The following is a 25062-nucleotide window of genomic DNA, read 5'->3' as shown; positions in this document are numbered from 1 at the left end:
ACTGGACTGGTCTTGGTGGCGCATGGCGAAATTGGCGATAGCCCTTTGAGGATGATCGCAAGGAGACCCGGTGCTGGCGCCGGTGGTGTCTGCGTCGTGGGAGGCGGCATCCGCTTGGATGTTGAGTACAGTTTCGCTGCGCTGCAGCGTGACTATGGCACGACTGTTGACCGGATCGGTCCTGACTCCGGCAGATACCTTGGGCTGCGAGTGGACCGCATCTTCGCACCCTTTGAGGCTCGCTCACTGCCGATCTCGTCTCTGGGCGAGCCTCTCAACGCCTACGACCTCACCGGCTCACTGCCACCTGGGTGGAAAGTCGAGGTGAGCGAAATTGCTCCCGGGTTCGGTCGAACAGGTGGAGGAATACAGGTTCAATTTCTAGATAGTGAAGGTGTACCCGTGCGTGTCAAGGAGCTAATTGGGGTGGTGTTGAAGTGAACCCAGACATGCTCTCTTTGCCGTTTAGGGAATGGGCTGCAAGAGCGAAACATACGGTCAAGCTAAGCGCAGCGGAGCACGCCGTAATGGTTGCCAACGTTGGAGGAGAAATCCGGTACTACATTCGCGATGGGTTTTCGCTAACGAGCGCCGAGCGAAGCGAGTCGGAGAGATTCATGATGAGTTCATCCGACCTGATCAACATCGAGCGGTACCTTGCGGTGGAACTTGCAGATGATGTGCGGGAGAATGAGGGCTTGGCGCGGCTGCAAATTCCTGGTCGCATGGGAGAATATGCCGCGGGTGTGATTGCACGCGAAGATAATGGCACGGTCACCATCGTGGTGGGAGATCGCCCTCCCATCAGATTTGTGCACGGCGACCCCTATCGCCTGCAACCGGATGTGCAGTTCTCTTATTTCGCGACGGCGAGTATCCCTGAGATTGTCGAGTCGGCGCTCAGTGCTTCGGGCGGTCCGTTGTTCTCGACCTCCTAGAAGTCGAATCTAGTTTTTGCAGAGGGTGTCGGTGTGGTCGGCTGGGGCTGCGGTGATGCATGCGGGTGCTGTTGATTTGCAGGCGTGGGCGGGGGAAGCGGCTACGAATTATGAGGCGGCTCAGTCGTCGGCGTCGACGATGTGGGCGGGGTAGTGATGAGTGTTCGGGTTGACCCGTATGACTATGTGACGGCGGCGGACCTGCTCGACAGCTGTTCGACCTCTGCCGTGCGCATTGCGTCGAGTGCCGTCGGGTCGCTGCAGCCCTTCGCCAGCATGGCCGGCGACGATCCGGGTGGTCAAGGCTGGGCGGAGGGGTATGACGCCAGTACCGCCTCGGTGATCGAAGCGGTGCGGGCTGCCGCCAGCCGCCTGCGCGGCCTCGACCGCGGGGTTATGGAGACCGGCCAGATGCACCAACAAGCCGAACAGTTCTCGGCGGGCAACACAGCAGTGCCCGCAGGCTTCAGCGCGCGGCCTGGCATGCTCGATGCGGGTTTGGGGCTGCCGCCGTCGGCGTTTGGCGGTGACCCGTCGGCCACTCCGGATATGGCGGCGTGGGAATATCTCAAGGATTTTGTCGGTAATGTGTGGCCGAATGCTGATGTTGGCAAGCTCAACAGTGCCAGTGGTGCGTGGACGACGATCGCTGATGACCTGACCGCGTTGGCGACGGAGATTGACCGGGCGGATCAGCCGTTGGCTTCGGCTGAGTCGGTGGAGGTTGCTGGTATTACGGCGATGGTGTCGGGGTTGGCGTCCGAGGTGCGGGCGTTGGCGGCGGCTGGCCGCATTACGGTGCGGTTTCTGACACAACGTCATCGGGGCATGAAGCGGAGGATGTTCCTCCTGCGGTCAGAGATCCCGCGATCGCCCAGGACCTGTCGAGTCTTCAACAAGAGATCATTGCCGGCACGGCCGAGTCCGGTCCCGGGGGCGAGTGGCACAGAGCGCAGGAATCGGACGCCGTCAAGGCCGAGGCCGCGGAGTACAACAAACCTCGCGTGGACAGCGGCACTTTGGATCCCGCATACGGACCGCAGCCCGGTAAGCCCATGGGGGCTGCTGCGGAACAGCTGCACTTCGATGACCGCTTCCCGTACGGCACGGATGCGCATGGCAACCCACTCACCGAGGTATCGTGGAATGAACGCTACGTGGATTCCGCGGACAGTATGCAGTTTGCGCCCAATGGCGGTGCTGTCATCGGCACACGCGTGCAGTACACGGATGTTGACGCCTTCCTCCGAGACTTCGGCGATCTGAAACTCGATCGCCTCGGTGAACTCGACGGCGGGTATATGGGGGCGGGAGGAGGAACCTTCAGCGAACGCGCTTTGCCGTTGGGACAGAGGTTGCAGGAACAACTTCATGAGCTGTCCCTAACCGGTAAGCCGTTGCCGGCTGGCTGGAGGATCGAGATCTCACTCATCGCTGATGCGTACGGGCGACCCGGTGGGGGATACAAGCTGTCGTGCGAACAAACGCTGACGCATCAGATCTAGATAACGTTGCCTCCCTCTCTGACCTCCGCCGGCGCGGGCTGGTGCACATAGACTCGCTCGCTCCACCCGCTCGGAGGTAATTTTGAGAGACGCTGGGACAGCTGCACTATTGAGTGGCACGCGATTACGAAAGGGAATGCAGTGGCTCTTTTAGACGGACGCATCATCGCGCATGCGCAAGATGCCCGGTGGGTGATTGCTGAAGACGATGGCAACCACCGCTGCCGAATCGGCAAACAGGAGCTCGAGTATTCGATAAGCCTGACGGATGGTCTGTGGCGGATCGACACCCGCACGATGGGGATTTGGGCCATCTTGTTTGTGTCGAATGAGCGCCATGCAGTGGAATCGCTCATGCTCTGGTACGCCGGCGTCGCTGCCCAAGGCTGGGACGACGGCGGACCAACGCCGTATTCGCGCCGCCGATATTTCGACCTGCCGCTCGGGGTAGGTTTGCGACCCAGCGGAGAGGGCGAACTTCGACTCGAATGGGGGAACGGTTCTTGGGCTAACTTCCCTGTCAAGCAATATAATCGGGCGCTCGATCTTGGGCAGGTCGTTCTGTCATCGCTCGATGAGATTGAGACGTCTTTGCAGGCGCCCGATGGACGCCCGCTTTTTATGTCGGTGGGCGAGCTCCAGGATCTACAGGAGAGTTCGGACGAATGGTATTCGCCGGTCGGGGCACCGGCTTCATGGGCTGAATACGTGGCGTGGAAGGAAGAACAGGATGAGTGAGTTGGGTGAGGGTGCGTTGTCGGCGGAGGGGTGGGCGGCTCGGTACATCGACTCGTTCAATAATTTGCGGCCGGTTCCGGCTAATGGTGGCGTGCCCGATAAGCGGGTGAGTACGGGCAATATCACCGCGTTGATTGAGGCGTTTGGCGACACGATTGATCGCGTGGGTGACCCGAGCGGGGAGTTCTTCACCATTCTGGGCGGGTCGTTCGACCAGCGCGCGTTGTTGCCGGAGGCGGCATCCGCTCGCCTGCACACTTACCGGATTACGGGCACGATGCCCGCAGGGTGGCAGGTGGAGCTGGGGGAGAATGCGCCGGCGTTCGGTCGGTCTGGCGGGGCGCGCTATGTGGTGTTTCTGGGTGCGAATGGCCAGAAGATGAATGTATTTGAGCTTGTCGATGTGGGGGTTCTCGATGACATTACAGCTTAATACTGGGCTCCTGACACTGGCCGGGCGCCTCGGTTGGGCGGTTCGCCCGACGGGCAACCCGAGGGAAACCTGTCTGGGCGACTACGCGCATGGTTACTTGCTGCTGGAGTGTGATGGTTTCGTGCAGGTCGCGCGTCGTTCCGAGCGCGGCGACCCGTCGCTGAAACTGTGGTCGCCGAGCCTCCCCGTTCTTCAGCGGTACTTGGCGTTCAATATTGCGCAGTTGGTTCGGTACTACGAGCAGTTGGGTGCACCTGTGTCCTTGACGACGGATGTGGCCGCCATCGTGGAGCCATTTCGCCTGGAGCGTGACGAGTCGGGCAATGTGTTTCTGCTGTGGAACGATGGCAGTGCTGAGCAGTGGGCGGGCTTTGGCCGCGGGAACGAGTTTGTGGCCGCCCAGGTCAGCCAGTACGCGACACGGCCTACGGGAGCCATCATCGCGGACATGTTGGCGCCGGATGCCGCTGTTCAATTCCCCGCGATCTTGTCGTGAAGAAATGGGAAGATCAGGGTTGTGAGGACGTTCTCAATGACAAGTGGATCTCGGACGACGACGGTGCTTGAACGCGCCATCGTAATGGCACGCCAGGGGTCGCTGCCCTTGCAGGCACTGCTATGGTCTCTGGCGGCTTCCGAGGTTCTTTTGCTGTCACGAGCGCCATTCACTGATGTGGGGGAGTTCGAGCCGCTCGTAGTCGAACGCGACGGGAACCGTTTCTTGGCAGTCTTTACCCACTCTGACCTGATGCAGGAATTTGAACGACCGGAACGGTCCGTGGTCGTCATGACCGGGCTGGAGTTCTTTAGACGGATTCCTGCCGACGCTGGCATCACTGTCAATCCGGGAAGCACTCTGGGCTTTGAGTTACCGGCACTTGGCGCGATGGATTTCGCGCGCGAGTTGACGAGTTCCTAGCCTGCGGGCAAAAAGGGGAGACGTGTCTCGTGAAGGCCTTCAGTGCGCGCCGCCCGGTGGAGGAATGGGGAGTAGGTACATTGGTAACCGATGCCGGTTTCCGACCTTCTGGGGGTGTTTATTAAGTGAACGTCAATATGTTTTCGCCGCTTTTCCGGAGTTGGGTTGACCGGGCGGCGAACACGATCGAGTACGACTCTGATGACGCTGCCGTAGTGATCGCCGACGGTGGAGGTGAAATTCGCTTCTATATTCGTGGCGGTGACGGGGACGCTTTTGCCCTTACTCGAGCGGAGCGCAGCGAGGTCGAACGGTTCGTTATGAGCTCAGGCGACTTGACGGATATCGAGCGAGTACTGTCGGTCGAACTGGGCGGGTACGTGCGTGAGAGGGAGGGGCTGGCCGGGCTCCATATCCCCGGTCGCGTTGGCGAGTATGCCGTTGGTGTCGCCGCGCGCGAGGAGGATGGCCTCGTGAGTTTGCTGGTCGGGCAGCGCGGTCCCATTCGGTTCGTCAAACTTGGCCCGTATCGGTTACAGCCGGATGTGCAGTTCTCATATTTCGCCGACGCCAGTGTCACTGAGATCATCGAGTCGGCCGCCAGCCTTTCGGGCGGGCCGCTGTTCTCGACGTGGTAAGACTCAGCAGTCCAGTCCAGTCCAGCCCAGCCCAGCCCAGTGCCGCCGCAGGGTCTGTCGTCCTCTTCTGCTGACGCATCCATTGTGGGCGATGGCGTACGGTCCGCGGGCTTGGCGACAGTCGCGGGTGATGGAATGTCAACTTCGGGCACGCCGAGCACCGGCGTCGTTGACCTCGACGAGCTCGAGGCCGATACGGCCGCCAGCTTTGACCGGCTGGAGGGAGACGGGCCAACTTCTGCTTCCGAGGGCGCAGCGGATGCTGGTCGGCGGGCAGATGCAGGTTCGGTTCCGGTCAAGGCGATGCAGAGCCCGCAGGACTATCCGCGGCCGACTTTTGACCGTGAGCTCTAGATCGCGGGAATCGACCTTCGGGGCAGGGATACCGCGGTTCTGGGGGCACGCTTTCCGATCAGGCGGGGTCCCAGGGCAGGGCCTGATCAGCCGGAACCGGGGCGAGCGGAATCACGACCACCGGACGATGCTGACGGTGCGCCAACTGCGCCGCCACCGAACCGTTGATGAACTCCTGCAGGCTGGCCCGCAACGTCGCCTCCCTGGTACCGACCACGATCATCGCCGCATTGAGCGTGTCGGCCAGGTCGCCGAGGGCTTGGGCCGGATTCCCGACCAATGCCCGGGTGCTCCAGGGGAGACCTCGTCCGTCGAGGAGCGTGGCCAGGCGCGCCGCGAGATCCGGGTCGAATCTGTCCTCCGCAAGTTCGGGCGAGTCCGCACTGAACGGCAGACTCGTCATCGTGCCGTCGCCCAAGTTGTAAACCCGATACTGGCTGGCGTCCACGGCTGCGCACACCAGCTCCGCGTTGAAACGCGCCGCGAACACGGCCGCCTGCTCCACGACGGTATCCGGCTGCCCTGGCACCACCCCAACAATCACGTACGCGCTCATGCTGCACTCCCTTGTCTACGGCGCCCGGCAGACGGACGGAATCAACGGTCGCCTCGGCTCACGGCCAGCATGGCAGATTCCGCCCCGATCCGCCGTTTACCAATGCGGAGATTTTCGTTCATCGGCGAAGAAATGTCGCGTTCAGGCGTTCGGTAGAGCGGACGTTTCTGTTCGGCGTCCGAACAGGTCGACCAGGGCGAACACCAGGGCAATAGCGACCAGTGCCAGCGCGACCAGGATTCCGTTGAGAAAGCCGTCACGAAACACCTGCACGCGGTCCGGCTGGCTCGCCTCCGCATACAACGTTGCGTAAAAGGTCGAGATGATCGCCGCGACTCCGATAGCCGTTCCCACTCGCTGACCCACCTGAGCCATTGACCCGGCGACGCCGCCCTGAGTGACTGGAACCTCGGTCAGGGTGAGCGTCTGGTTCGGCGAAATGACGAGGCCACCGCCCGCACCGGTCATCGTCATGGCTGCGGCGATCAGCCACGGTGCCTGGTCGACCGAGGCGAACAATCCCGCCAGTAGAACGAGCACAAAACCGATCATGACCGTGACCAGGCCGAGGGCGACGAGCTGGCGGCCCCAACGAAAGACCAGGCGACCGCCGATCCACGACATGACCGCGGAGGCGAGGGCAAACGAGATGCTCACCATTCCGGCGAAGACGGGCTCAAGCCCGAGGCCCTGTTGCAGAAAAAGGGTGACCAGCAAAAAGTACGGCGGAATTGCCGCAAAATAGGCCGTCGAAATCAGTATCCCGTTGCGATAGGACGCCGTGCGAAAGAGCGAGAAATCTATGACGGGTGACTTGCCGAGTTGCTGGTAACGCCGTTCCCACCAGAAGAATGCGGCGCCGGACAGACCGAACACAATCAGCCAGAACCACCGGTTGGGGTCATCGGTTGGAGAACCGGTTGTCAGCACGAACGGGAGCATGAGGCCGAGGGTGGCAATTCCCAGCAACAGGATGCCGACCAGGTCCAGTCCGGTCTGCTCCCGCGCATGACTCTGGCGTTTCGGAAGCACGCGCATCGCGAAGAAGAGTGCCAGCAGGCCCAGCGGCACGTTCATCCAAAACGACAGACGCCATCCGTTATCTGGGCCGCCCACGGCGATCAGGAGGCCACCCAGCGTCGGCCCGAAGGCCGTCGAAATTCCGATGACCGCGCCAAACAAGCCGAATGCGCGACCTCGGGCCGCGCCCTGGTATAGCTGCTGGATCAGCCCGAGTACCTGCGGCATCTGGATTCCCGCAGCAATTCCCTGCGCAATGCGCGCCACTATCAGGAATTCGATCGTGGGCGCGAGCGCGCACAGGATGCTCGCGACCGTAAACGAACTGAGTCCGACGATGAACATGAGCCGCCGGGAATGGATGTCGCCCAGCCGACCGGACGGTACCAGCGCGAGCCCGAACGCGAGGGCGTAACCAGCGACGATCAGCTGGAGTTCGGTGGTACCGCCGCCAAGAGACTCCTCGATGGCCGGCAAACCCACATTGATCTTGGACAGGTCGAGGATTGTGAGGGCAGCAACTCCGACGCACACCCAGAAGGCTTGCCGCTTCAGTCTGTCGTCATGTTCGGACGAGGGAGGAGTGGAGTTCGGCATGGTCCATTGATTCTAGGTCCGGGGTCAGGGGCCAGCACGGTTTTCGGCACGCGGACTGCCTTGACTGGCCCCTAGGTGCCGCCGCGCAGGGCGGTGATCGGCTCGATATTGGAGGCGCGCACCGCGGGATAGGCGCCGGCGGCAAGGCCGACGACGGTTCCGAGCAGCGCGGCGCCGATGGCGACGAACGGGTCAAGTATGGGCGTCCAGCCCTGCAGCAGCGACACGACGACGACCGCGAACACGCCAAGTGCCGAGCCGATCAGGCCGCCGAGCAGGCCGATCACGGCCGACTCCACGATGAACTGGCGGGCAATATCGCGCTTGGTCGCGCCGAGCGCCCGGCGCAGGCCGATTTCGCCGACCCGTTCCATCACCGAGAGCAGGGTGACGTTGGCGATGCCGAGACCGCCGGCGAGCAGGGCGAGAATGCCGAGGGTGAGGAAGACGATGTTGATGTCGGCCTGGATGTTGTCTTGCAGCGACGACGCGGCGGCGGGCGCCTGTACCGTGAAGTTCTCGGGCGCGTTCGGGTCGAGCGCGATCGGAGCCTGTCGGGCCACGAGCGTGCCGGCGCCGACGTCGATCTGCACGTGCAGTTCGGTCGGAGCGGTCAGTCCGAAATCGGCGCGCGCGGTGCCGAGAGGCACAATGACGGCGTCGAGCAGGTTGGCGCGGCGCTCGACGCCGTCGATGATGCCGATGACGGTGTACGGCACCTCGCCGATGAAGATCGACGGCTGCGAGTCGACCCGGTTGATGCCGAGCCCTTCCGCGGCCCGAGCGCCAAGTACGACGACCCGGTCGGCGCGCTCGTCGTGGCCGACGTCGAAGTAGCGCCCGGTGACGACCTGCCCGCGTACTGCGGCGAGCAGGCCCGGCGAGGTGGCGATGACGGCGGGGCTCAGGGTTTGCGCGGCCGAGGGGTCGTTGACGGGAACGGAGGTCACGAGCTGGTCTTCGGCGTCGACCTCGGCCACGAGACCCGCGCGTTCCACCCCGGCGAGGCGATTGACCCGCTCCGGGGCATCCCACGGCAGCCGCCCGGTGGCCTGTTCATTGCCGCTCGAATTGCGGGTCGAGGCCGGCTCGATCATGACCTGGGTCGCCGAGACGGCGTCGAACTGGTTGGAAATCTGCCCGGCGGCGGTCTGCGCGAACCCAATGGTGACCACGAGCGAGGCAATACCGAGCACGGTGCCGAGGGTCGTCATCACGAGTCGGCTCGGGCGGGCACCCACGCCGTAGCTTGCCTCGACCATCAGGTCCTGCACCGAGAACCGGTCGGCGCGGCGAATGACCGGAACGATGCTGGGCGTCAGTTCAGCGGATGCCGCCAGCTCAGCGCCAGGGACCGCGGCGGCGCGGGAACGGCGGCGCAGCATCCGCTTGGCGAAGACCTTCATGACAGCTCGCTCAGGCGACCGTCGGTGATGCGCACGCGGCGCTCGGCCCGATCGCTCACCGCCTGGTCGTGCGTGATGACGATGAGGGTGAGGCCGTCGGCGTGCAGCTCTTCGAACAGGTCCATGACCTCGCCTCCGGTGGCCTCGTCGAGGTTGCCGGTGGGTTCGTCGGCGAGCAGCAGCTCGGGGGAGGCAACGACGGCGCGCGCCACGGCGACGCGTTGGCGTTCACCGCCGGAGAGGGTGCCGGGTAGAAAGTCGAGCCGGTGATTGAGTTTCACGCGGTCGAGGGCGGCGCGGGCGCGGTCCTCGCGCTCGGCGCGCGGCACGCCGCTGTACAGCGTGGCGAGCAGCACATTGTCTAGCACGGTGCGGTGCGGCAGCAGGTGGAAGGCCTGAAAGACGAAGCCGATGGTGCCGCCGCGCACGATGGCGCGCTGCTTCTCGTCGAGCAGGCTCGTGTCCCGGCCGTCGAGGTGGTATTCGCCGACGCTCGGCCGGTCGAGCAGGCCGAGCAGATTGAGCATTGTGGACTTGCCCGAGCCGCTCGGGCCGACGATCGACAGGTAGTCGCCGCGTTCCACCCGCAGGTTGACCGATTTGAGCGCCTGCACCTCTGGCGGGCCGGGAAAAGACCGTGTGACGTTGACCAGTTCGACGACCGGGGCCGCGATCAACGGCCCACCACGACAAGATCGCCGACACCCAGCGAGCCGTCGACCGCCGTGATCTCGACGAAACCCTCGGCGGCGAGCCCGGTCATGACCTCGACCAGCACGGTGTCGGCGGAGCCGCCGGGAGCGAATTCGACGCGAGATTCGCCGCCGGGCCCAGCGGTCAGCGCGGCGAGCGGAACGGCGAGTACGTCACCCTCGGTCGAACTGACCGGCACGCGCACGCGCACGTTGCTGCCCTGCACAGCCTGGATCTGCTCGTCGGTGAGGGCGTCGGGAGCGAATAATACGGTGAAGCGGCCGCTGGCGGTTTCGCCGCTGGCCGGTTCGGCGGGGAGAACCGAGGAGATCGTGGCGGGCTGGTCACCGTCTGGCATGGCGAGAATGGCCGGGGCACCGACTTCGAGCAGTGCGGCATCGCTCGCGGTCGCCGAGCCGGAGATCACGAGCGTTGCGCCGGAGACCCGCATGACCGGCCCGGTGATGCTCGATCCGCGTTTGACGCTGATCTCGTCGACCCGGCGAGGGAGGCCAGGCAGGTAGAGCACTTCGCCGGCCGGCAGATAAGCGAGCGCGCCGTCACGGGCGTCGCTCAGGGTCTCGTTTGCCCGGGTCAGCTCGGCCTTGGCCGCGGTGACGGCGGCTTTTTCAGCACTCGCGTCGCGTGGGGCCAGAACCTTGTCTCGGGTTGCGATGGCCAGGGTGACGGCCTCCTCGGCATCCGCTATCGCGTTGGGGATTCCCTCGGTTCTGGCCAAGGCAAGCGCCCGCTCAGCACTGCGCACGAGGTTGCCCTGCTCGACCACGTCAACGTTCGACGCGGCGCTTTGCACGGTGGTGAGGGCGCCAGCGGCGCTGTCGACGGATGCTTGCGCGCTCGTGACTCCGGCTTCGGCACCGCTTACCGCGGTCGTGACGTCGGTGCCGCCGGTGGGCGCTGGGTAGCCGACCTTGGCGTAGAGCGCTGTGACCGCACTCGCCGTTTGGGCGTCGAACACGTCGGAGTCGAGCGCACCGGCATCGATTCCGGCCGCGTTCAGGCCCTGCTTGAACTGCAGCACGTCGGGGCCGGAGACGCCGACCCGCAGCGTGCGGTAGACCGGCAAATCTCCGGGCAGCACGATCACCGGGCGACCGGTGACCTCGAGCGCGATCGAGGCGGTGTCGAAGATGGCGGCGACCTCCGGCACCTGCCCGGTGACGATGGGAGCCCCGGCGAGTTCGCCGGTTTCAATCGAGACCTCCACCGAGTCGGCGTAGGTGGCGTCGCCGCGCATGGTGACGTCGTTGGCCAGTTGCCGGTTTTCGATCGGGACCGTAATGAGGCCGCCGGCGGGAGCATCGGCATCCGCTGCAGCCTGCCCGGGTGAGACGATCAGCTGGCCAAGCCCGAGACCGGCCACGAGCGCGACGATGGCCACGGTGGCCATGACCCAGATCACGCGGTTGCCAGCGAACAGACGACGCCAGCCCTGGCTGCGTGAGCGGGTGATGGGGTCAGCATCGATGAGGTCAATCACCTCGGTTGGGTCGGGCTTGCTCTTTCGTCGCCCGAACAGGCGCGACACCTACTTGCCTTGCTCGGAGTCCGCGATGAGCGCGTCTAGCTCGGACTTGTGGTCGGTGATGAACTGCTCTTCGAGCTCGAATTGCACCTTGGTCGTTGCTTCGGTGTAGTTCACATCTTCGGCGCAGGTGAAGTCGGCCATGGCCAGCACAAGTTCCTTCTCGCGCAGATCCGCGAGGATCGTCTCGTCGGGGGCGGTGCCAGACTGGTCTTCATAGAGCGCGTTTTGCGCGTCCATGATCGACTCCTGTGCGTCTGCCTTCTTCGCGAAGGTCGCATACCCGGCATCGGCCATGCAGGACGCCCACTCGGCGTCGAGCTTCACGATCGCGGGGGAGGCTTGCAGGTCCTCATACATGAGGCTCATCGCGTCATAGACCGCCGCGTGATCTTCCTGCGACGGCTGATCGCCGAAGATTTCCTGACTCGCTGACCCGTAGCATCCCTTGGTTTCGAAGCTGTCGATGTAGGAACCGTCGGCAAGCTCCTCCTCCGTGGGCTGTGGACCGTACAGCACCTCGTTGTAGGCGGCCTGCTCGCCCTCGGACAGCGACATGACGTAGTCCTGGTTCGGGTCAACGTAAGCCTCGCTCTCCTCCTGCTGCGCGGCCAGCTGCTCGGGGGACTGGCTCATGCCATAACCGTTTTCGGCCACCCACTTCTCGGTGCCGTACTCCTCGCCGCTGTCGCTCGCCATGCCGCTGTACTGCGAGGCATCAGCGGGCGTGTAGTCGAAGCCTTCAGCGGCCATGCAGGCAGCCACGAGTTCCTCTTGCTCGTTCTGCTGCGCGATCCCGTCATTTTCGTCGAAGCCCTCGTAGAGCGACGACATGTACTTCGACAGCGGGCTCTCGGCCGGATCGAGCTTGGCGGCCGCCTTCTCGCCGCTGCACCCCGCGAGCGTCAGCGACAGAAGAGCGGCGGCGGCGAGGGCCGTGAGCAGTGAGCGATGGCGCATGAAGTTCCCCTTTGAGCATTGTCTGGGCGGCGCCGCTGACCGATCGCCGCCCCCGATCGCCCCATAGGCTAGCGCACTGCGACGACGAATGGGGGTGGACGCCAAGTTGCAGCGCTACCTGAACAATACTGCTTGGTCTGTTTTGCCTGCAACTTGTCGGCTCTGCCCTGTGCTTGAGCGGGAGACTGCAGGGAAAGTCTGAGGGTTGCGCGCATAACTCCTGCAATTTCTCAACCCGGATGATCAGATCCGCGTAATGACGGGAGCGTTGAATACCATCGAGACAGATTGCAGGAGTTGTGACCGGGGTGTGAGGCACCGATAGTGTTTAACAAGGAGTCACCTCCCGGTTTCACGTGATTGGAAAATGCACCATGGCCCAAAATCCCAAACAGAGCAACAAGGTTGCCCGAACCGCCAGCTCGGGGATCAGAAATGCCCGATTTAGCGCTGCTGCAGACACTGCCGGTGCCAGGGCCCGCGCCCTGGCGGCAGGCCGGTCCCTCGAGAACAAGAAGCCCGGCAAGTAGCGAGCTCGGTCACCGCGGGTCGCGCAGGTAGACCAGCTGCGCGCGAACGGATGCCTCCGCGGCGAACCGCACCGCGGCATCCGTCTGCGAGTAGACCGCGTCGGTGACCTGCGCAACGGTCGCCGCAGAACCGAGCGTGGCGAGCGCGGCGCGCACCTGATCGAGACGCTCGTGGCGATGCGCGAGGTAGGCCGAGCAGATGGCAGCGAGGTCGGGCAGCACCGGGCCATGCGCGGGTAGAACTATGGCCGGACCGAGCGCGCGCAGGGCCTCGAGGGAAGCCAGGTAGTCGGCGAGGGTGCCGTCGATGATCGACGTTCCACGGCCGAGAATGGTGTCTCCGGTCAGTACGGAGCCGCCGGCGCCGTCTCCCGGCAGGTGCAGGGAGACCGAGTCGTCGGTGTGCCCGGGGGTGGCTAATACCCGGATGCTGGTGCCGGCGGCCGCAATCAGCTCCCCGTCGCTGAGTGGGTCACCATTCACGCAGAAGGCCGAATCGAAGGCCCGCACCGGGGCCCCGGTGAGCTTCGCGAATCGAACGCTCGCCGCCGTGTGATCGGCGTGCCGGTGTGTGATCAGCACGAGTTCGACCCGACCGGCGGCGGTCAGGGCGGCCAGGTGGCCCTCTTCGAGCGGGCCAGGGTCGACGACGACGATCGTTTTCGCGTCGGGCGCGCCGATGAGGTAGCTGTTGGTGCCGTCGAGCGTCATCGGACCGGCATTTGGCGCGAGCACGCTGCGGGTGAGCGGGCTCGTGCGCTGTGTGGCGGGCATAGAAGGCAGCCTACTGCCGCGATCGGCGGCGCCCCCGACTGCAGGTGCCGTCGGTTTATGGTTACGGCTCCCGGTCGAAGTTCGGGTGCGGGAATGTCCTCGATGCGAATGTCGGCCGGGCCGTGAAAACGAGCTGCCTTCATGATGTGTCACTACTCCTTGCCCCGAAACAGCGACAAAACCCTCGTGGCGCCGGCGATTCGCTTCGGCGTACTTTCAGCCAACTGGCCGGGTAGCCAGCGATCCCCGGCGTTAGTGTGGAGGAGACGGCACGACCCGACCCAAAGGACCAGCGATGACGCGAGATACCGAGGCAGCGCAACCACTACTAGGGGTTGCGGCGACCGTGGTCTTGCTGCGCGACAGTTCCACCGGGCCCGAAGTGCTGCTGCTCGAACGCCCCCGTCACCGTGGGTCTTTCGCCGGCGCGTGGGTGTTTCCTGGCGGCGGCGTCGACCCGGAGGACAGACGTGCAGCGGATGCCGCGGCCCCGGCTGACCCCGCCAGCGCGGGTGAGCAGACGGCCGGCCGCGGCTCGGTGGGCCTGCCTGACGGGCTTGGCCCGGCGGCGGAGGCCGTCGAACAGCTCGCCGCCCGTCGGGCTGCCGTGCGCGAGGTGCGGGAAGAAACCGGGCTCGAGGTCATGCCAGAGGCTCTCGTCGCGACGGCGGTGTGGGTGCCGCCGCGCAGCGTCCCCAAGCGACTGCGCACCTGGTTCTACCTCACCACGGCACCGCCCGGCACCATCGTGCTCGCCGAGGATGAGGTCATCGACTACGCCTGGCTACGGCCGGCGGAGGCGCTGGAGCGGCACGCATCCGCTTTGATGACCCTCGTGGCGCCGACCTGGGTGACCCTGCACGGCCTGCAGGGATACGGGGCCGTGGCCGACATCGTGGCGAGTGCCGGGCAGCGCCCTCTGGCGCACTACGAAACCCGGCTCGGTGCGAGCGAGCGGGGGCCGGCGCTGTTCTGGGCGGGGGATGTCGCCTTCGCCGATGACGCGCTTGCCGAGCAGGCGGGCGGGCGGCACCGCCTCGAGATCGGCCGGATGCCGTGGGTGTACAGCCTGAGCTAGCCGGCAGCGGTGACCCTGGGCAGCAGTGACGCGGGCGCACAGCCCTGGCCGCCGACGAAGTTGAGGCAGTCGTCGAACATCACCGAGAACGGTTCGAGGGTCGAATCCCCGAACCAGTCGTTATAGAACAGCCAGAAATTGAGGTTGCCGTAGGTCGAGCATCCGTCGCCCTCGTCGCCGGCATTCGCGACGGCAACCGCGTTGGGCTGGTACGGCGTGTAGTTATACAGGTTGGCGGTGGCCTGGTTCTTGACGGCGACGGCGGAGGCCCCGCATTCGGCGTCGGGGTTGAAACCCACGTCAACACTGCCTATTTTGAACGCCCGGTCAGGCTCCTGGGTGTACTGCCGAAACTGCCAGGCCGCGTTATAGACCTGGTTGAAGAAACCGAAATATTGGGCGTCGCAGTCCGCGGTGTCCGGGCAGCCGTAGCCGGTGGCGCGCAGATAACCGGATGCGCTCGGTCGGGTCAGCAGAGACTGTTCCTTCTGCAGCAATACCAGCAAGACCTCGGGGCTGATCGTGCAGGCCGCCGCGATCTTCGCGATGATCCGGGCGGCCGTTTCGTTCTCGGCGCCGGTGTAGGGCAGGCAGTGCCCGTCACCCTTGGCCGGCTGGCTGGTCGTGGTTTCGCGGAACTCCCAGAGGCAGGGCACTCCGTCGCTCGGCTGGCAGGAGCGCTGTTCGAGAAAATCCTGGATGCCGCTCTCGGTGAGGGCGTCCGGGTTGAAGAAGTTGAAATCGCTGATGATGAGACCGGGGTCGAAGGTAGCCGGGTCGATCGGTGCCGGGTCGGTTGTCGGGTCACCCGCTGCTGCTGCCGCCGACAGCGGTGCGGCGGCGACCGGCGCCGCCGGCAGCGCGACCAGCGTGGCCGCGAGCCCGATGAGGGCCATCCCGGTCGCCAGATTGCGCACGTAACGACGGGTCTGCGCGAAAAGGCTCATACCAAAACCCTAACCGCGGTGGGTCGCGTCGCGGCACGCGTTAGGGAAGCGGGCACGCGTTCCTCGGGGTGCCCGCGTCCTTCACGAGTGCCGCGAACTCACCAGCCGGTTCGAGGGAAACGGATGCGCACGGGCGTTGGCCCCGCGCAGGGCGACCTGCGAGAGGAGTCCGGTCAGGCGGTCGGGGCGGGGATGACCACCATGGGCGACTGGATGTTCAGCACAATCGAGTGGCTCACCGAGCCGAGCAGTAGCTTCGAGATGCCCTTCTGCCCGTGGTCGCCGACGACGAGCAGCGCGGCCCCACGGGCAGCGTCGAGCAGCGCCGATTGCGGCGCGCCGCGCACGAGCGAGGCACGAATCGACAGCGCCGGATAACGGCGGGCCACGGTGAGCAGTGATTCATCGAGGATGCGCCTGTGGGAGTTCTCCAGCGTCTGCAGAAACCGAGCGTCGGGTTCGGTCGTGTCGCGCCAGACGAGCGGCTCCTGCCACGCGTGGATCGCGTGCAGTTCCTGGCCGGTGCGGTCGGCCTCCAGTGCGGCGAAGTCCACGGCGGCGTTCGCGGCCGCAGATCCGTCGACGCCGACCACGACACCCGCGTGATGTTTGTTGTCGCTCTCCGGGATAATCGCGATCGGTCCCCGAGCCGAACCGGCCAGTCGGGCGCCCATCGACCATTCGTAGCGCAGGGTCGACCCGCGGCGACGGTGCGTTCCGACCACAACGATGGTGTCGCATCCGCTCAACGCGCGCAGTTCGGTGATCGGGTCCCCGGAGCGCAGATCGGCGTGCACGGAGAGGTCCGGGTATTTTGCGCTCACCCGGTCGGCGTCGTCCTTGAGCGTCTCGCGGGCGCGCACGGTGGTGGACTCCTCGGTGAAGTAGTCCGCCGACGACACGGTGCGGTCGAGGATGCGCACCAGGGTGAGTTCGCCGTCGTTGCAGCGGGCGAGTGACCAATCCAGGGCCGCCCGAGCGGGGTCTGACCCGTCCCAGGCAACCACCGTCTGGCTCCGTGTGAGCGTGTGCGTCATGAGCTCAATCCCTTCTCCGGCGGTGGGCCACGAGCGGGAATGTCGTGCGAGCGTCACCAACGAGTGTTCTTCACGTTAGCCATCGCCGGCGCCCTCGAGTAGGGCCTTAAGTCACATCACGCCTGATGACTCAAACGGATGCCGCAGCTTGCGTGCGCTGCCGCAGCATGGCGCCCCACGCCTCGGCGCGGCGAACCTCGCCCGGCATCAGGGCGGTATTCTTGGTCACCAGAAAACTCTCACCAGCGGCAACACGATCGGCCCCCGCCTCGAGCAGGTGCTTGTCGATGCTCTTGGCGGCGTGTCCGGTCAGCAGAATCGGACCCTCCTGGCGGGTGTCGAATGCCGCGGCGTGGCAGGCCAGCCCGCGGAGGGACTCGAGCCATTCGCGCACGCCGCTGCCGGCGGCATCCGCTTCGAGGTGCAGGGTGCGCTGGGGCGTGACGGCGGCGTCGATGGCGCCCTGGCGGGTGCTGGGCCGGCTCATGCCGTGCACGTGGGTGGGGCCGCCGACCACGAGCAGGTCGACCTGTGTGAGGTCCACCCCGGCGGCCTGGGCGGCGGGCACCAGAATCACCTCGGCCGGGGCCAGGCCGCGCCCGATCGCTTCCGCGACGAGACGGGTGTTGCCGTACATCGATTCGTAGACGATCAGGGCGCGCATAGAAACCTCCAGGGAAAACGTTGTTAGCGGGTGATGACGACCTTGAGTGCCTTTGTTTCGGCGGCGCGGCCGAAAGTGTCGTAGGCCTCGAGGAACTGGTCGAAATTGAAGTGGTGAGTGGCCAGTTTCTCGGCCGGCAGCTTCTTGCTCGCGACGAGCTTGAGCAACATCTTCGTGGTGTTGGCGTTGACCAGGCCCATGCTGATGTTGATGTTTTGAATCCAGAGGTTTTCGAGGTGCAGGTCGACCGGCTTGCCGTGCACGCCGACGTTGGCGATGTTGCCGCCCGGGCGCACGATCTCGGTGGCCATGGTGAAGGTCGCCGGAATGCCGACGGCCTCGATCGCGACGTCGACCCCGGCGCCGTCGGTTAGTGCGAGTACCTGGTCTTTCCAATCGGCGGCACCGGAGACGACGGTGTCGGTCGCGCCAAAGGAGCGGGCCTGCTCGAGACGGTTCTCGTCGAGGTCGATGGCGATGATGCTCGCTGCGCCGTAAAGGCCGGCGGTGGCAATGGCGGCCAGGCCGACCGGCCCGGCGCCGATGACGGCGACGACATCGCCGGGCTTGACCCGGCCGTACTGAACGCCGATTTCAAAACCGGTCGGCAGTATGTCGCTGAGCATGACGCCCTGGTCGTCGCTGACGCCCTCCGGCAGCTTGTGCAGGGAGTTGTCCGCGTAGGGCACGCGCACGAACTCGGCCTGGGTACCGTCGATCAGGTGGCCGAAGACCCAGCCGATGCCGGAGGCGCCCTCGTCGCCGAGGCAGTGCGAGTAGAGGCCGCTGCTGCAATTACTGCAGTGTCCGCAGCTCTTGATGCAGGAGATGATGACGCGGTCGCCGACTTTCAGGTTACTGACCGCTGAACCGACCTCGGTGATAGTGCCAACGCCCTCATGGCCGAGGATACGCCCGACGGTCACAGCCGGAACGTCGCCCTTGAGAATGTGCAGGTCGGTGCCGCAGATCGTGGTCGTCTCCACGCGCACGATGGCATCGGTCGGGCTGTGCAGCGTCGGGTCAGGAACGTCGGTCCAGCTCTTCTGGCCGGGGCCACCATATACGAGTGCCTTCACGGGTTCTCCTTGATTCTTGGATTGCGGACGGGCAAAAATCCCGTCAGAGCCACGGTATGACCGAACGGTCGCCGGCAACTAGGGCCGAAAGTCCCGCCCCGCCGAGGCCGCAGATTGGTCAGCTATTGGGGACTTCCGGCCCTATGTGTTGGCACGAACGGCTGACAGAATAGGCGTGAGGCGATGGGGCATCAGCTCCTACTTCGTGGCGGAGGACTTCACTGCTGCGACCTGCGGCCTGCGACTTGCGATCAAGAACGAGGTAGAGCAATGAACCGGATGATTGTGGTTGGCATCGATGACTCGGCCGCCGGCGAAACCGCCCTCGCCTGGGCTATGGCCCGGGCTAACAATGTCAAAAGTCCGGTGACGCTCATGCACACCGTGTATGAAACCTGGCTGGCCGACGGTTACGGCTACTACGACAACATTCTCGACGCCGAAAAGAAGCTGCTCGCCGATGCCGGCGCCCGCGCCAAGACCCTCGCGCCCGCGGTCACCACCCACACCGAGCTGCGCACGGGCAGTGCGCCGCGCGTGCTCAGCGAGCTGTCGAAAGACGCAGCCCTCATCGTCGTCGGCACCGATCGCAAGGGTCGGTTCGAAGGTGAATTGTTCGGCAGCGTGAGCCTGCAGGTCGCGGCACTGTCGACCTCTCCGGTCGCCGTCATCCCCGCGCTGCCCGAAACCGAGCGAACCGGCGTCTACGTCGGCGTCGACGGCTCCGCTGATTCGGTCGCCGCCGTGGCGTTCGCAGCCGCCGAGGCCGACCGTACCGGTCAGGAACTCTATGCCCTGTACGCGGTGCACCTGCCGAATCGCCGGGTATTGCGCAGCATTCCAGCCGACGCCGTGACCGAGCGCATGGAGGAGGAACGTGTGGTGCTCGCCGAGTCCGTGGCGGGTCTGACGACTCAATACCCTGACCTGGTGGTGCATCAGGTTCTCGAAACCGACGAGTCGCCGGCCAGGGCACTCGTCGCGGCCGCCAAAAAGGCCCAGTTGCTCGTCATTGGAAGCCGGGGCCGGGGCTCGCTGCAGCGCTTGCTGATGGGGTCGGTCAGCCACGAGGTGCTGCTGCACATCACCTGCCCGACAATTGTCACCAGAACCACCCATAAGTAGCTCCACTGCCACGAAATCGTGCCAAGGTTAGAGCACCAGATGGCATGAGGGCGGGGCGACTATGACCGATCAGACCGCCGCCGAACTCGCCCTCACCCAGGACCGCATGCGAGGTCTGCTCGACGCCGTCGTTTCGGTGGCCGAAGACCTCAGTCTGGAGGCCGTGCTGGAACGCGTCATCACCGCGGCCTGCGAGCTCGTGCAGGCGCGGTACGGCGCCCTCGGCGTAATCGGCACTGGCCAGGCCCTGAGTCACTTCATCACGGTCGGCTTCGACGAGGAGACCGTTCGGCAGATCGGGGCTCTTCCGGTCGGGCACGGCGTGCTCGGGTTGCTCATTCGGGAACCGCACCCCATTCGTCTGCATGACCTGCACGACCACCCAGACTCCTTCGGCTTTCCCGCCCATCACCCGCCGATGAAATCGTTCCTCGGTGTTCCGGTGCGGGTGCGCGACACAGTCTTCGGCAACCTGTATCTCACCGAGAAGGAGGGTGGCGGGGACTTCACCGACGAAGACCAGACCCTGGCCGTCGCGCTCGCCGCGGCCGCCGGCGTCACGATCGAGAACGCGCGCCTCTACGATGAGTCCCGCGCCCGCTCCCGCTGGCTTGAGGCGGTCGCTGCGATGGGCCGTGACCTGCTGCGACCCGTTGACGGCGAAGACAACGGCCTCGACCTGGTTGTTCAGCGGGCACTCGTGGCGTCCGGCGCCGACCTGGCCGTGATCGGGTTTCCCTCTGGCGACAGCCTGTACTGCGCAGCTGCAGCTGCAGCTGGCACGGCGGAGACCGGTGCTGCCGCGTCAGCGCTGGTCGGCACGACCGTGCTGTTGCAGGTCGGCGTGCTGAGCGAGCTGCAGGCCACCGGACGGTCCGCCATGCTCGTCAAGCCGCCCCTGCAGAATGCGGATGCTGCGCGCGGCTCGGCCGCGGCGTGGTCGCGCCTGGGGTCCACGCTCATTGCTGCTCTGGGGCCAGCCGGGGATGGGCAGGGCGTGATTCTGCTGTCGCGGGCACCGGCATCCGCTGGATACAGCCTCACCGATGTGGAGATGAGCGCGGTCTTCGGTACCCAGGTGTCACTCGCCCTCGAACTGGCCTCTGTGCACCGCATGCGCGAGGAGCAGGCAGTGCTCGGCGACCGTGACCGTATTGCCCGCGACCTGCACGATTTGGTCATTCAGCGGCTATTCGCCGCCGGGCTCAGCATGCAGAGCCTGCGGCGGTTCACCAATGATCCGATCGCGCTGGAGCGCATCAACGCGGTCACGAACGAGCTCGATGACACTATTCGGGAGCTGCGCGACACGATTTATTCGCTGCGCGGGATGGCGCAGGACACCGGCACGCTGAGCAGTCGTATTCTGGCCGTGATTAAGGAGGGGGCGGCGAGCCTGCCGTTTGCGCCGCGCATCCGCTTGTCGGGGCCGATCGATGTTCCGCTCGCCGATGACCTCAGCAGCAGTCTGCTCGCCGTGATCTCGGAGGGGCTCAGCAACGCGGCGCGGCATTCCCAGGCGAGCACGATCGACATTTCGGTTGACGCTCAGAATGATCGTATCAAGTTGGTCATCGCCGATAACGGCTGCGGTTTCAGTAAGTTGACCCACCGCAGCGGCCTGGACAATCTCAAGGAGCGTGCGATGCTTCTCGGCGGAAAGTTCTCGGTGCGCAGCGTTGTGGGCGAGGGAACGCGGCTGCGCTGGTCGGCACCGGTTCCGGAGGTTACCGTTGGTGTTCGTCTCCACGTTTCGCAACGTACACGGCAGCCTGGGTTCGGCGCTGAAAATCCAGTTTCGCCAGCATCGAAGACACGTAGTTCTTGACGGTCTTTTCGGCCAGAAACATGGTTTGACCGATCTCACGGTTGGTCAAGCCCTCACCGATCAGGTCGAGCACCTTGCGCTCCTGCGCTGTGAGCGACGCGAGGCGGGCGTCTTGTGGATCGGCCAGGCCCGCGATGATGCCAGCCTTGACCGCTGGGTCAAATAGGGATTCACCGGCGGCGGCGCGGCGGATCTTGCCCAGCAGGTCGGTGCTGCGGATCTCTTTCAGCACGTAGCCCGCCGCGCCTGCCAGCACCGCGCCGCGCAACGCCTGCTCGTCGTCGTAGCTCGTGAGAATGAGGCACTGCAATGCCGGATTGACCGAGCGCACGTCGCGACAGACCTCGATTCCGGTGCCGTCGGGAAGGCGGGCGTCGAGAATGGCCACGTCGGGGCGCAGCTCCGGGATCAGGACGGTGGCTTCCGCGGCCAGGCCGGAGTCGGCGACGACGTCGAAACCCTCACCCTCGAGCAGTTCACGCAAGCCGCGCCGCACCAGCTCGTGGTCGTCGAGAATGAACACGCGGATGGGAGCGGTGGGCGTTGCCTCGGCCGTCGTCTGGGGCGCGCTGTGCGGCAGGTTCATGGTAGTCCTTCCCGAATGGGCACGCTGGCTCGATACGTATTAACAGTCTTGCGTGTGGCTGGGCCCGGCGAATAGGGCCAAAGGTCCGGTCCTCTAAGAACGCACCAACCGCGCAATGGCCGCCGAGGCCTCCTTCAGCTTGGCCTCGGCTTCGGTGCCACCGGCCATGGCCGCGTGCAATACACAGTGGTTGAGGTGATCATCGAGCAGGCCCAGAGCGACCGATTCGAGGGCGCTCGTCATGGCTGAAATCTGGGTGAGAATGTCGATGCAGTACTTGTCGTCGGTGACCATGCCCTGCAGGCCGCGAGCCTGGCCCTCGATGCGGCGAAGTCGCTTGAGATAGGCGTCTTTGTTCGAGATGTAGCCGTGCGGGCCGTCGTGGCTCTCGGAATCGCTCATGACACTATCCTCTGCGTTGCTCGTGAACCCCATAGTCGAGTGTACCCCCTCGGGGTATAGTAGGGGAAACGGTACCCCCAAGGGGTATGCTCGAATGAGTACCCCGTTCGAGGATACGAGACAGTGAGGAACGACCATGAGCATAACGACCGCGTACGGCGTTGACGGAATGACCTGCGGCCACTGCGTCGCGAGCGTGACCGAAGAGATCGAACTCATTGCTGGCGCCGAGAGCGTCACCGTGGAACTCGTCAAGGGGGGCACCTCGCAGGTCACCGTTACGAGCACGTCGGAACTGGACCGAACCCTGGTCGCCGCGGCCGTTGAGGAGGCGGGCTACCAGCTGGTAGCCGCTGCCTGATGACCGCCGGCCAACAGGTTGACCTGCTCGTTGGGGGCATGACCTGCACCTCGTGCGCTTCCCGCATTGAGAAGAAGCTCAACCGGATGCCAGGGGTGGCCGCCACGGTCAACTACGCCACCGAGAAGGCGAGCGTTTTCGTGCCCGCGGGTACGAGCGTTGACGACGCCATCAAGACCATTGAAGCCACCGGCTACACGGCCGCGTTGCCGGCCGCTGTTGTCGTTCAGGATGCCGGCTCCCTCGAGGTAGCGTCCCTGCGCCAGCGCCTGCTGATCTCGGCCGCGCTGACCCTGCCGGTTGCCGCCCTGTCGATGATTCCCGTGCTGCAGTTCCCGAACTGGCAGTGGCTGGCCCTCACCCTGGCGGCTCCGGTCGCCATCTGGGGCGCCTGGCCGTTCCACCGCGCCGCCTGGGTGAACGCCCGCCACGGCGCTGCAACCATGGACACCCTGGTCAGCGTCGGCGTGCTCGCCGCCCTCGGATGGTCGCTCTACGCCCTGTTCTTTGGCATGGCCGGGATGGCCGGAATGACCATGAGCTTCACCTTCTCGGCCACTCCGGGTAGTGGCGCCGATGAGATCTATCTCGAGGTCGCATCCGCTGTCACCGTGTTTATTCTGGCCGGTCGCTACGCGGAAGCACGAGCCAAGCGCAACTCCGGCGCGGCACTCACGGCACTGCTTGAACTCGGCGCGAAGGAGACCACGCTGTTGCGAGACGGCGTGGAGAGCCGCATCAGCACCGCCCTGCTCGTGGTTGGTGACCAATTTGTCGTGCGGCCGGGGGAGAAGGTTGCGACCGACGGGGTGATCGTCGACGGCTCGAGTGCTATCGATGCGAGCCTGCTCACTGGCGAATCGGTGCCACTGGAGGTTGGGCCAGGCGACAGTGTTGTGGGTGCCACGCTGAACTCCGGCGGACGGCTCGTAGTGCGGGCGACGCAGGTCGGCGCCAATACCGAGCTGGCCCAGATCGGCCGGCTGGTCGAGCAGGCGCAGACCGGCAAGGCCGAGGTGCAGCGCCTGGCCGACCGGGTTTCCGGCATCTTCGTGCCGATCGTGATCGGGCTCGCCCTGGCCACGCTGGCCGGCTGGCTGCTGGTCGGCGCCGGGCCGGCGATGGCATTCACCGCGGCCGTGGCGACGCTCATTATCGCCTGCCCGTGCGCGCTCGGGCTCGCCACGCCGACCGCTCTGCTCGTGGGCACCGGGCGCGGCGCGCAGCTGGGCATTCTGATCAAGGGGCCGCAGGTTCTCGAGTCCACGCGCCGCGTCGACACGATCGTTCTCGACAAGACCGGCACCGTCACCACTGGGCGCATGATGCTGGCGGGCGCCGTGGCGCACGAGCCTGGTTCTGAAGACGAGCTGCTGCGGCTGGCGGGGGCTGCGGAAAGTGGGTCGGAGCATCCGATTGCGCGGGCGATTACGGCGGGCGCTCGTTCGCGACTGGGCGCGGTGCCCTCGTCTTCAGCGTTCCTGTCGGACCAGGGGCTCGGGGTGCAGGCCACGGTTGACGGCCGGCAGATTCTGGTCGGGCGGCCCGTGTGGCTAATCGATCGGTGGGGGCTGACCGTGCCGACCGAGATGCAGGCCGTGATGGGCACCGCCGAGGGGCTCGGCAAGACCGCCGTCATGGTGGCGTGGGACGGTCAGGTGCGCGGCGTGATCACCGTCGCCGACACTCTAAAGCCCACGAGCGTCGCTGCGGTTGCCCGGTTTCGCGCGCTCGGGCTGACCCCCTTGCTGGTGACCGGTGACAATGCTGCCGTCGCGCAGAGTGTCGCTGCCGAGGTCGGCATCACCGACGTGACCGCCGGGGTGCTGCCCGCCGATAAGGCGCGGGTGATTCGTGACTTGCAGGCGAAAGGGCACGTGGTCGCGATGGTCGGCGACGGCGTGAACGATGCCGTCGCCCTAGCCACAGCTGACCTCGGCATTGCAATGGGGTCTGGCACCGACGTCGCCATTGAGGCGAGCGACCTCACCCTCATGCGCAGCGATCTGCTGGCCGCAGCGGACGCCATCCGCTTGTCGCGCCGCACCCTCTCGACGATCAAAGCCAACTTGTTCTGGGCCTTCGCCTACAACGTCGCGGCGATTCCGCTCGCGATGGCCGGGTTGCTCAATCCGCTGATCGCCGGCGCTGCGATGGCCCTGTCGTCGGTCTTCGTGGTGACCAACAGCCTGCGCCTGCGCGGGTTCCGGGCGCTGCCGACCGCCTAAGCGCTGGCAGCGTGTGTCTTGTTTTGCGGACGGGGCCCTGGCCCCGACCGTGGGCCCAGTTTATAGACTGGGCCCACGTTCATAAGGTGGGCCCGGCGAGCGGATGCCGTGCCGCGCGGC

28 protein-coding genes are annotated in these 25062 nt (G+C 65.3%); 15 read left to right on the top strand and 13 right to left on the bottom strand.

The window, feature by feature from the left end; all coding sequences use genetic code 11:
* Positions 1 to 51: 51 nt before the first annotated feature.
* The 9 genes from E3T39_RS16680 to E3T39_RS06040 all read left to right on the top strand — a co-directional run bounded on the left by E3T39_RS16680 (position 52) and on the right by E3T39_RS06040 (position 5525).
* Positions 52 to 441 (top strand): TNT domain-containing protein, encoded by a 390-nt coding sequence (locus E3T39_RS16680; RefSeq protein ID WP_420898148.1) that lies wholly within the window; start codon positions 52 to 54, stop codon positions 439 to 441.
* 8 nt (positions 442 to 449) lie between these two features.
* Positions 450 to 938, top strand: a complete 489-nt coding sequence (locus E3T39_RS06070; RefSeq protein ID WP_255455919.1) for an Imm61 family immunity protein — start codon at positions 450 to 452, stop codon at positions 936 to 938.
* 1004 nt (positions 939 to 1942) lie between these two features.
* Positions 1943 to 2443, top strand: coding sequence for a glycohydrolase toxin TNT-related protein (locus E3T39_RS06065; protein WP_134513810.1), 501 nt, complete (start codon positions 1943 to 1945; stop codon positions 2441 to 2443).
* Between the two features lie 141 nt (positions 2444 to 2584).
* Positions 2585 to 3181 carry a hypothetical protein gene (locus E3T39_RS16115; protein ID WP_166784055.1) on the top strand — a complete coding sequence of 199 codons (597 nt, stop codon included), beginning with the start codon at positions 2585 to 2587 and terminating at the stop codon, positions 3179 to 3181.
* Positions 3174 to 3614: a TNT domain-containing protein gene (locus E3T39_RS06060; RefSeq protein WP_166784054.1), complete on the top strand. Its 441-nt coding sequence runs from the start codon at positions 3174 to 3176 to the stop codon at positions 3612 to 3614. Before E3T39_RS16115 ends, E3T39_RS06060 begins: the two co-directional genes overlap by 8 nt.
* Entirely contained in the window at positions 3565 to 4110 is a 546-nt protein-coding gene (locus tag E3T39_RS06055) for a hypothetical protein (RefSeq protein WP_134513808.1), read from the top strand. The genes E3T39_RS06060 and E3T39_RS06055 overlap by 50 nt, the downstream gene beginning before the upstream one ends.
* A 36-nt stretch (positions 4111 to 4146) precedes the next feature.
* Positions 4147 to 4533 (top strand): SseB family protein, encoded by a 387-nt coding sequence (locus E3T39_RS06050; RefSeq protein WP_134513807.1) that lies wholly within the window; start codon positions 4147 to 4149, stop codon positions 4531 to 4533.
* A 125-nt stretch (positions 4534 to 4658) separates the two neighbouring features.
* The gene (locus E3T39_RS06045) at positions 4659 to 5171 is read left to right on the top strand and encodes an Imm61 family immunity protein (RefSeq protein WP_166784053.1); all 513 of its coding nucleotides are present in this window, start codon (positions 4659 to 4661) and stop codon (positions 5169 to 5171) included.
* 135 nt (positions 5172 to 5306) lie between these two features.
* The gene (locus E3T39_RS06040; protein ID WP_134513805.1) at positions 5307 to 5525 is read left to right on the top strand and encodes a hypothetical protein; all 219 of its coding nucleotides are present in this window, start codon (positions 5307 to 5309) and stop codon (positions 5523 to 5525) included.
* A 58-nt stretch (positions 5526 to 5583) separates the two neighbouring features.
* Here E3T39_RS06040 and E3T39_RS06035 read toward each other — a convergent pair whose 3' ends face one another.
* From E3T39_RS06035 to E3T39_RS06010, 6 genes are all read right to left on the bottom strand, one after another.
* Positions 5584 to 6081 (bottom strand): universal stress protein, encoded by a 498-nt coding sequence (locus E3T39_RS06035; RefSeq protein WP_134513804.1) that lies wholly within the window; start codon positions 6079 to 6081, stop codon positions 5584 to 5586.
* A gap of 141 nt (positions 6082 to 6222) precedes the next feature.
* Positions 6223 to 7698, bottom strand: coding sequence for an MFS transporter (locus tag E3T39_RS06030; protein ID WP_134513803.1), 1476 nt, complete (start codon positions 7696 to 7698; stop codon positions 6223 to 6225).
* A gap of 71 nt (positions 7699 to 7769) precedes the next feature.
* On the bottom strand, positions 7770 to 9104 hold the full coding sequence (locus E3T39_RS06025) for an ABC transporter permease (protein ID WP_420898142.1): 1335 nt from the start codon (positions 9102 to 9104) through the stop codon (positions 7770 to 7772).
* Positions 9101 to 9781: an ABC transporter ATP-binding protein gene (locus E3T39_RS06020; protein ID WP_134513802.1), complete on the bottom strand. Its 681-nt coding sequence runs from the start codon at positions 9779 to 9781 to the stop codon at positions 9101 to 9103. Before E3T39_RS06020 ends, E3T39_RS06025 begins: the two co-directional genes overlap by 4 nt.
* Entirely contained in the window at positions 9778 to 11346 is a 1569-nt protein-coding gene (locus E3T39_RS06015; RefSeq protein WP_241979542.1) for a hypothetical protein, read from the bottom strand. The genes E3T39_RS06020 and E3T39_RS06015 overlap by 4 nt, the downstream gene beginning before the upstream one ends.
* Positions 11347 to 12303, bottom strand: coding sequence for a hypothetical protein (locus E3T39_RS06010; RefSeq protein WP_134513801.1), 957 nt, complete (start codon positions 12301 to 12303; stop codon positions 11347 to 11349). It lies immediately after the preceding gene.
* A 374-nt stretch (positions 12304 to 12677) separates the two neighbouring features.
* Here E3T39_RS06010 and E3T39_RS16110 point away from each other — a divergent pair, with 374 nt between their 5' ends.
* Positions 12678 to 12833, top strand: coding sequence for a hypothetical protein (locus E3T39_RS16110; RefSeq protein ID WP_166784052.1), 156 nt, complete (start codon positions 12678 to 12680; stop codon positions 12831 to 12833).
* Between the two features lie 9 nt (positions 12834 to 12842).
* Here E3T39_RS16110 and E3T39_RS06005 read toward each other — a convergent pair whose 3' ends face one another.
* Complete coding sequence (locus tag E3T39_RS06005; RefSeq protein WP_134513800.1) at positions 12843 to 13607, bottom strand: MBL fold metallo-hydrolase; 765 nt, start codon at positions 13605 to 13607, stop codon at positions 12843 to 12845.
* A 295-nt stretch (positions 13608 to 13902) separates the two neighbouring features.
* Here E3T39_RS06005 and E3T39_RS05995 point away from each other — a divergent pair, with 295 nt between their 5' ends.
* Positions 13903 to 14685, top strand: a complete 783-nt coding sequence (locus E3T39_RS05995) for an NUDIX hydrolase (protein WP_134513798.1) — start codon at positions 13903 to 13905, stop codon at positions 14683 to 14685.
* Here E3T39_RS05995 and E3T39_RS05990 read toward each other — a convergent pair.
* The 4 genes from E3T39_RS05990 to E3T39_RS05975 all read right to left on the bottom strand — a co-directional run bounded on the left by E3T39_RS05990 (position 14682) and on the right by E3T39_RS05975 (position 18412).
* Entirely contained in the window at positions 14682 to 15632 is a 951-nt protein-coding gene (locus E3T39_RS05990; protein WP_134513797.1) for a hypothetical protein, read from the bottom strand. The genes E3T39_RS05995 and E3T39_RS05990 overlap by 4 nt on opposite strands.
* Before the next feature lie 173 nt (positions 15633 to 15805).
* On the bottom strand, positions 15806 to 16669 hold the full coding sequence (locus tag E3T39_RS05985; protein ID WP_134513796.1) for a universal stress protein: 864 nt from the start codon (positions 16667 to 16669) through the stop codon (positions 15806 to 15808).
* A 130-nt stretch (positions 16670 to 16799) separates the two neighbouring features.
* On the bottom strand, positions 16800 to 17333 hold the full coding sequence (locus E3T39_RS05980; RefSeq protein ID WP_134513795.1) for a flavodoxin family protein: 534 nt from the start codon (positions 17331 to 17333) through the stop codon (positions 16800 to 16802).
* Positions 17334 to 17356: 23 nt separating this feature from the next.
* Entirely contained in the window at positions 17357 to 18412 is a 1056-nt protein-coding gene (locus E3T39_RS05975; RefSeq protein WP_134513794.1) for a zinc-dependent alcohol dehydrogenase family protein, read from the bottom strand.
* A gap of 270 nt (positions 18413 to 18682) precedes the next feature.
* On the opposite strand from E3T39_RS05975, the gene E3T39_RS05970 reads away from it, so the two are divergent.
* Together E3T39_RS05970 and E3T39_RS05965 are read left to right on the top strand one after the other, a co-directional pair.
* The gene (locus tag E3T39_RS05970) at positions 18683 to 19537 is read left to right on the top strand and encodes a universal stress protein (protein ID WP_134513793.1); all 855 of its coding nucleotides are present in this window, start codon (positions 18683 to 18685) and stop codon (positions 19535 to 19537) included.
* Between the two features lie 61 nt (positions 19538 to 19598).
* Positions 19599 to 21365, top strand: coding sequence for a GAF domain-containing sensor histidine kinase (locus tag E3T39_RS05965; RefSeq protein WP_134513792.1), 1767 nt, complete (start codon positions 19599 to 19601; stop codon positions 21363 to 21365).
* Here the strand turns inward: E3T39_RS05965 and E3T39_RS05960 are convergent.
* Entirely contained in the window at positions 21265 to 21951 is a 687-nt protein-coding gene (locus E3T39_RS05960) for a response regulator (protein WP_134513791.1), read from the bottom strand. The genes E3T39_RS05965 and E3T39_RS05960 overlap by 101 nt on opposite strands.
* A 93-nt stretch (positions 21952 to 22044) precedes the next feature.
* Positions 22045 to 22353, bottom strand: coding sequence for a metal-sensitive transcriptional regulator (locus E3T39_RS05955; protein ID WP_134513790.1), 309 nt, complete (start codon positions 22351 to 22353; stop codon positions 22045 to 22047).
* A 136-nt stretch (positions 22354 to 22489) separates the two neighbouring features.
* Between E3T39_RS05955 and E3T39_RS05950 the strand changes: the two genes are divergently transcribed.
* On the top strand, positions 22490 to 22714 hold the full coding sequence (locus E3T39_RS05950; RefSeq protein ID WP_134513789.1) for a heavy-metal-associated domain-containing protein: 225 nt from the start codon (positions 22490 to 22492) through the stop codon (positions 22712 to 22714).
* Positions 22714 to 24942, top strand: a complete 2229-nt coding sequence (locus tag E3T39_RS05945; protein ID WP_134513788.1) for a heavy metal translocating P-type ATPase — start codon at positions 22714 to 22716, stop codon at positions 24940 to 24942. The genes E3T39_RS05950 and E3T39_RS05945 overlap by 1 nt, the downstream gene beginning before the upstream one ends.
* The last annotated feature ends 120 nt before the right edge of the window (positions 24943 to 25062 follow it).

Origin of the sequence: Cryobacterium suzukii (assembly GCF_004403185.1) — a bacterium.
GTDB lineage: Bacteria > Actinomycetota > Actinomycetes > Actinomycetales > Microbacteriaceae > Cryobacterium > Cryobacterium suzukii.
This window is presented reverse-complemented; position numbering and strand designations above follow the sequence as displayed.

What these genes read in the sequence shown, in the direction of transcription:
- E3T39_RS06055 (WP_134513808.1), top strand. Translation starts at nt 3,565, where the DNA reads ATGTATTTGAGCTTGTCGATGTGGGGGTTCTCGATGACATTACAGCTT.
- E3T39_RS06010 (WP_134513801.1), bottom strand. Translation starts at nt 12,303, where the DNA reads ATGCGCCATCGCTCACTGCTCACGGCCCTCGCCGCCGCCGCTCTTCTG.
- E3T39_RS06040 (WP_134513805.1), top strand. Translation starts at nt 5,307, where the DNA reads ATGTCAACTTCGGGCACGCCGAGCACCGGCGTCGTTGACCTCGACGAG.
- E3T39_RS05980 (WP_134513795.1), bottom strand. Translation starts at nt 17,333, where the DNA reads ATGCGCGCCCTGATCGTCTACGAATCGATGTACGGCAACACCCGTCTC.
- E3T39_RS06035 (WP_134513804.1), bottom strand. Translation starts at nt 6,081, where the DNA reads ATGAGCGCGTACGTGATTGTTGGGGTGGTGCCAGGGCAGCCGGATACC.
- E3T39_RS05985 (WP_134513796.1), bottom strand. Translation starts at nt 16,669, where the DNA reads ATGACGCACACGCTCACACGGAGCCAGACGGTGGTTGCCTGGGACGGG.
- E3T39_RS06050 (WP_134513807.1), top strand. Translation starts at nt 4,147, where the DNA reads ATGACAAGTGGATCTCGGACGACGACGGTGCTTGAACGCGCCATCGTA.
- E3T39_RS05955 (WP_134513790.1), bottom strand. Translation starts at nt 22,353, where the DNA reads ATGAGCGATTCCGAGAGCCACGACGGCCCGCACGGCTACATCTCGAAC.
- E3T39_RS06025 (WP_420898142.1), bottom strand. Translation starts at nt 9,104, where the DNA reads ATGAAGGTCTTCGCCAAGCGGATGCTGCGCCGCCGTTCCCGCGCCGCC.
- E3T39_RS05970 (WP_134513793.1), top strand. Translation starts at nt 18,683, where the DNA reads ATGAACCGGATGATTGTGGTTGGCATCGATGACTCGGCCGCCGGCGAA.
- E3T39_RS06030 (WP_134513803.1), bottom strand. Translation starts at nt 7,698, where the DNA reads ATGCCGAACTCCACTCCTCCCTCGTCCGAACATGACGACAGACTGAAG.
- E3T39_RS05990 (WP_134513797.1), bottom strand. Translation starts at nt 15,632, where the DNA reads ATGAGCCTTTTCGCGCAGACCCGTCGTTACGTGCGCAATCTGGCGACC.
- E3T39_RS06070 (WP_255455919.1), top strand. Translation starts at nt 450, where the DNA reads ATGCTCTCTTTGCCGTTTAGGGAATGGGCTGCAAGAGCGAAACATACG.
- E3T39_RS05995 (WP_134513798.1), top strand. Translation starts at nt 13,903, where the DNA reads ATGACGCGAGATACCGAGGCAGCGCAACCACTACTAGGGGTTGCGGCG.
- E3T39_RS05950 (WP_134513789.1), top strand. Translation starts at nt 22,490, where the DNA reads ATGAGCATAACGACCGCGTACGGCGTTGACGGAATGACCTGCGGCCAC.
- E3T39_RS05945 (WP_134513788.1), top strand. Translation starts at nt 22,714, where the DNA reads ATGACCGCCGGCCAACAGGTTGACCTGCTCGTTGGGGGCATGACCTGC.
- E3T39_RS05965 (WP_134513792.1), top strand. Translation starts at nt 19,599, where the DNA reads ATGACCGATCAGACCGCCGCCGAACTCGCCCTCACCCAGGACCGCATG.
- E3T39_RS05960 (WP_134513791.1), bottom strand. Translation starts at nt 21,951, where the DNA reads ATGAACCTGCCGCACAGCGCGCCCCAGACGACGGCCGAGGCAACGCCC.
- E3T39_RS06005 (WP_134513800.1), bottom strand. Translation starts at nt 13,607, where the DNA reads ATGCCCGCCACACAGCGCACGAGCCCGCTCACCCGCAGCGTGCTCGCG.
- E3T39_RS16110 (WP_166784052.1), top strand. Translation starts at nt 12,678, where the DNA reads ATGGCCCAAAATCCCAAACAGAGCAACAAGGTTGCCCGAACCGCCAGC.
- E3T39_RS16680 (WP_420898148.1), top strand. Translation starts at nt 52, where the DNA reads ATGATCGCAAGGAGACCCGGTGCTGGCGCCGGTGGTGTCTGCGTCGTG.
- E3T39_RS06060 (WP_166784054.1), top strand. Translation starts at nt 3,174, where the DNA reads ATGAGTGAGTTGGGTGAGGGTGCGTTGTCGGCGGAGGGGTGGGCGGCT.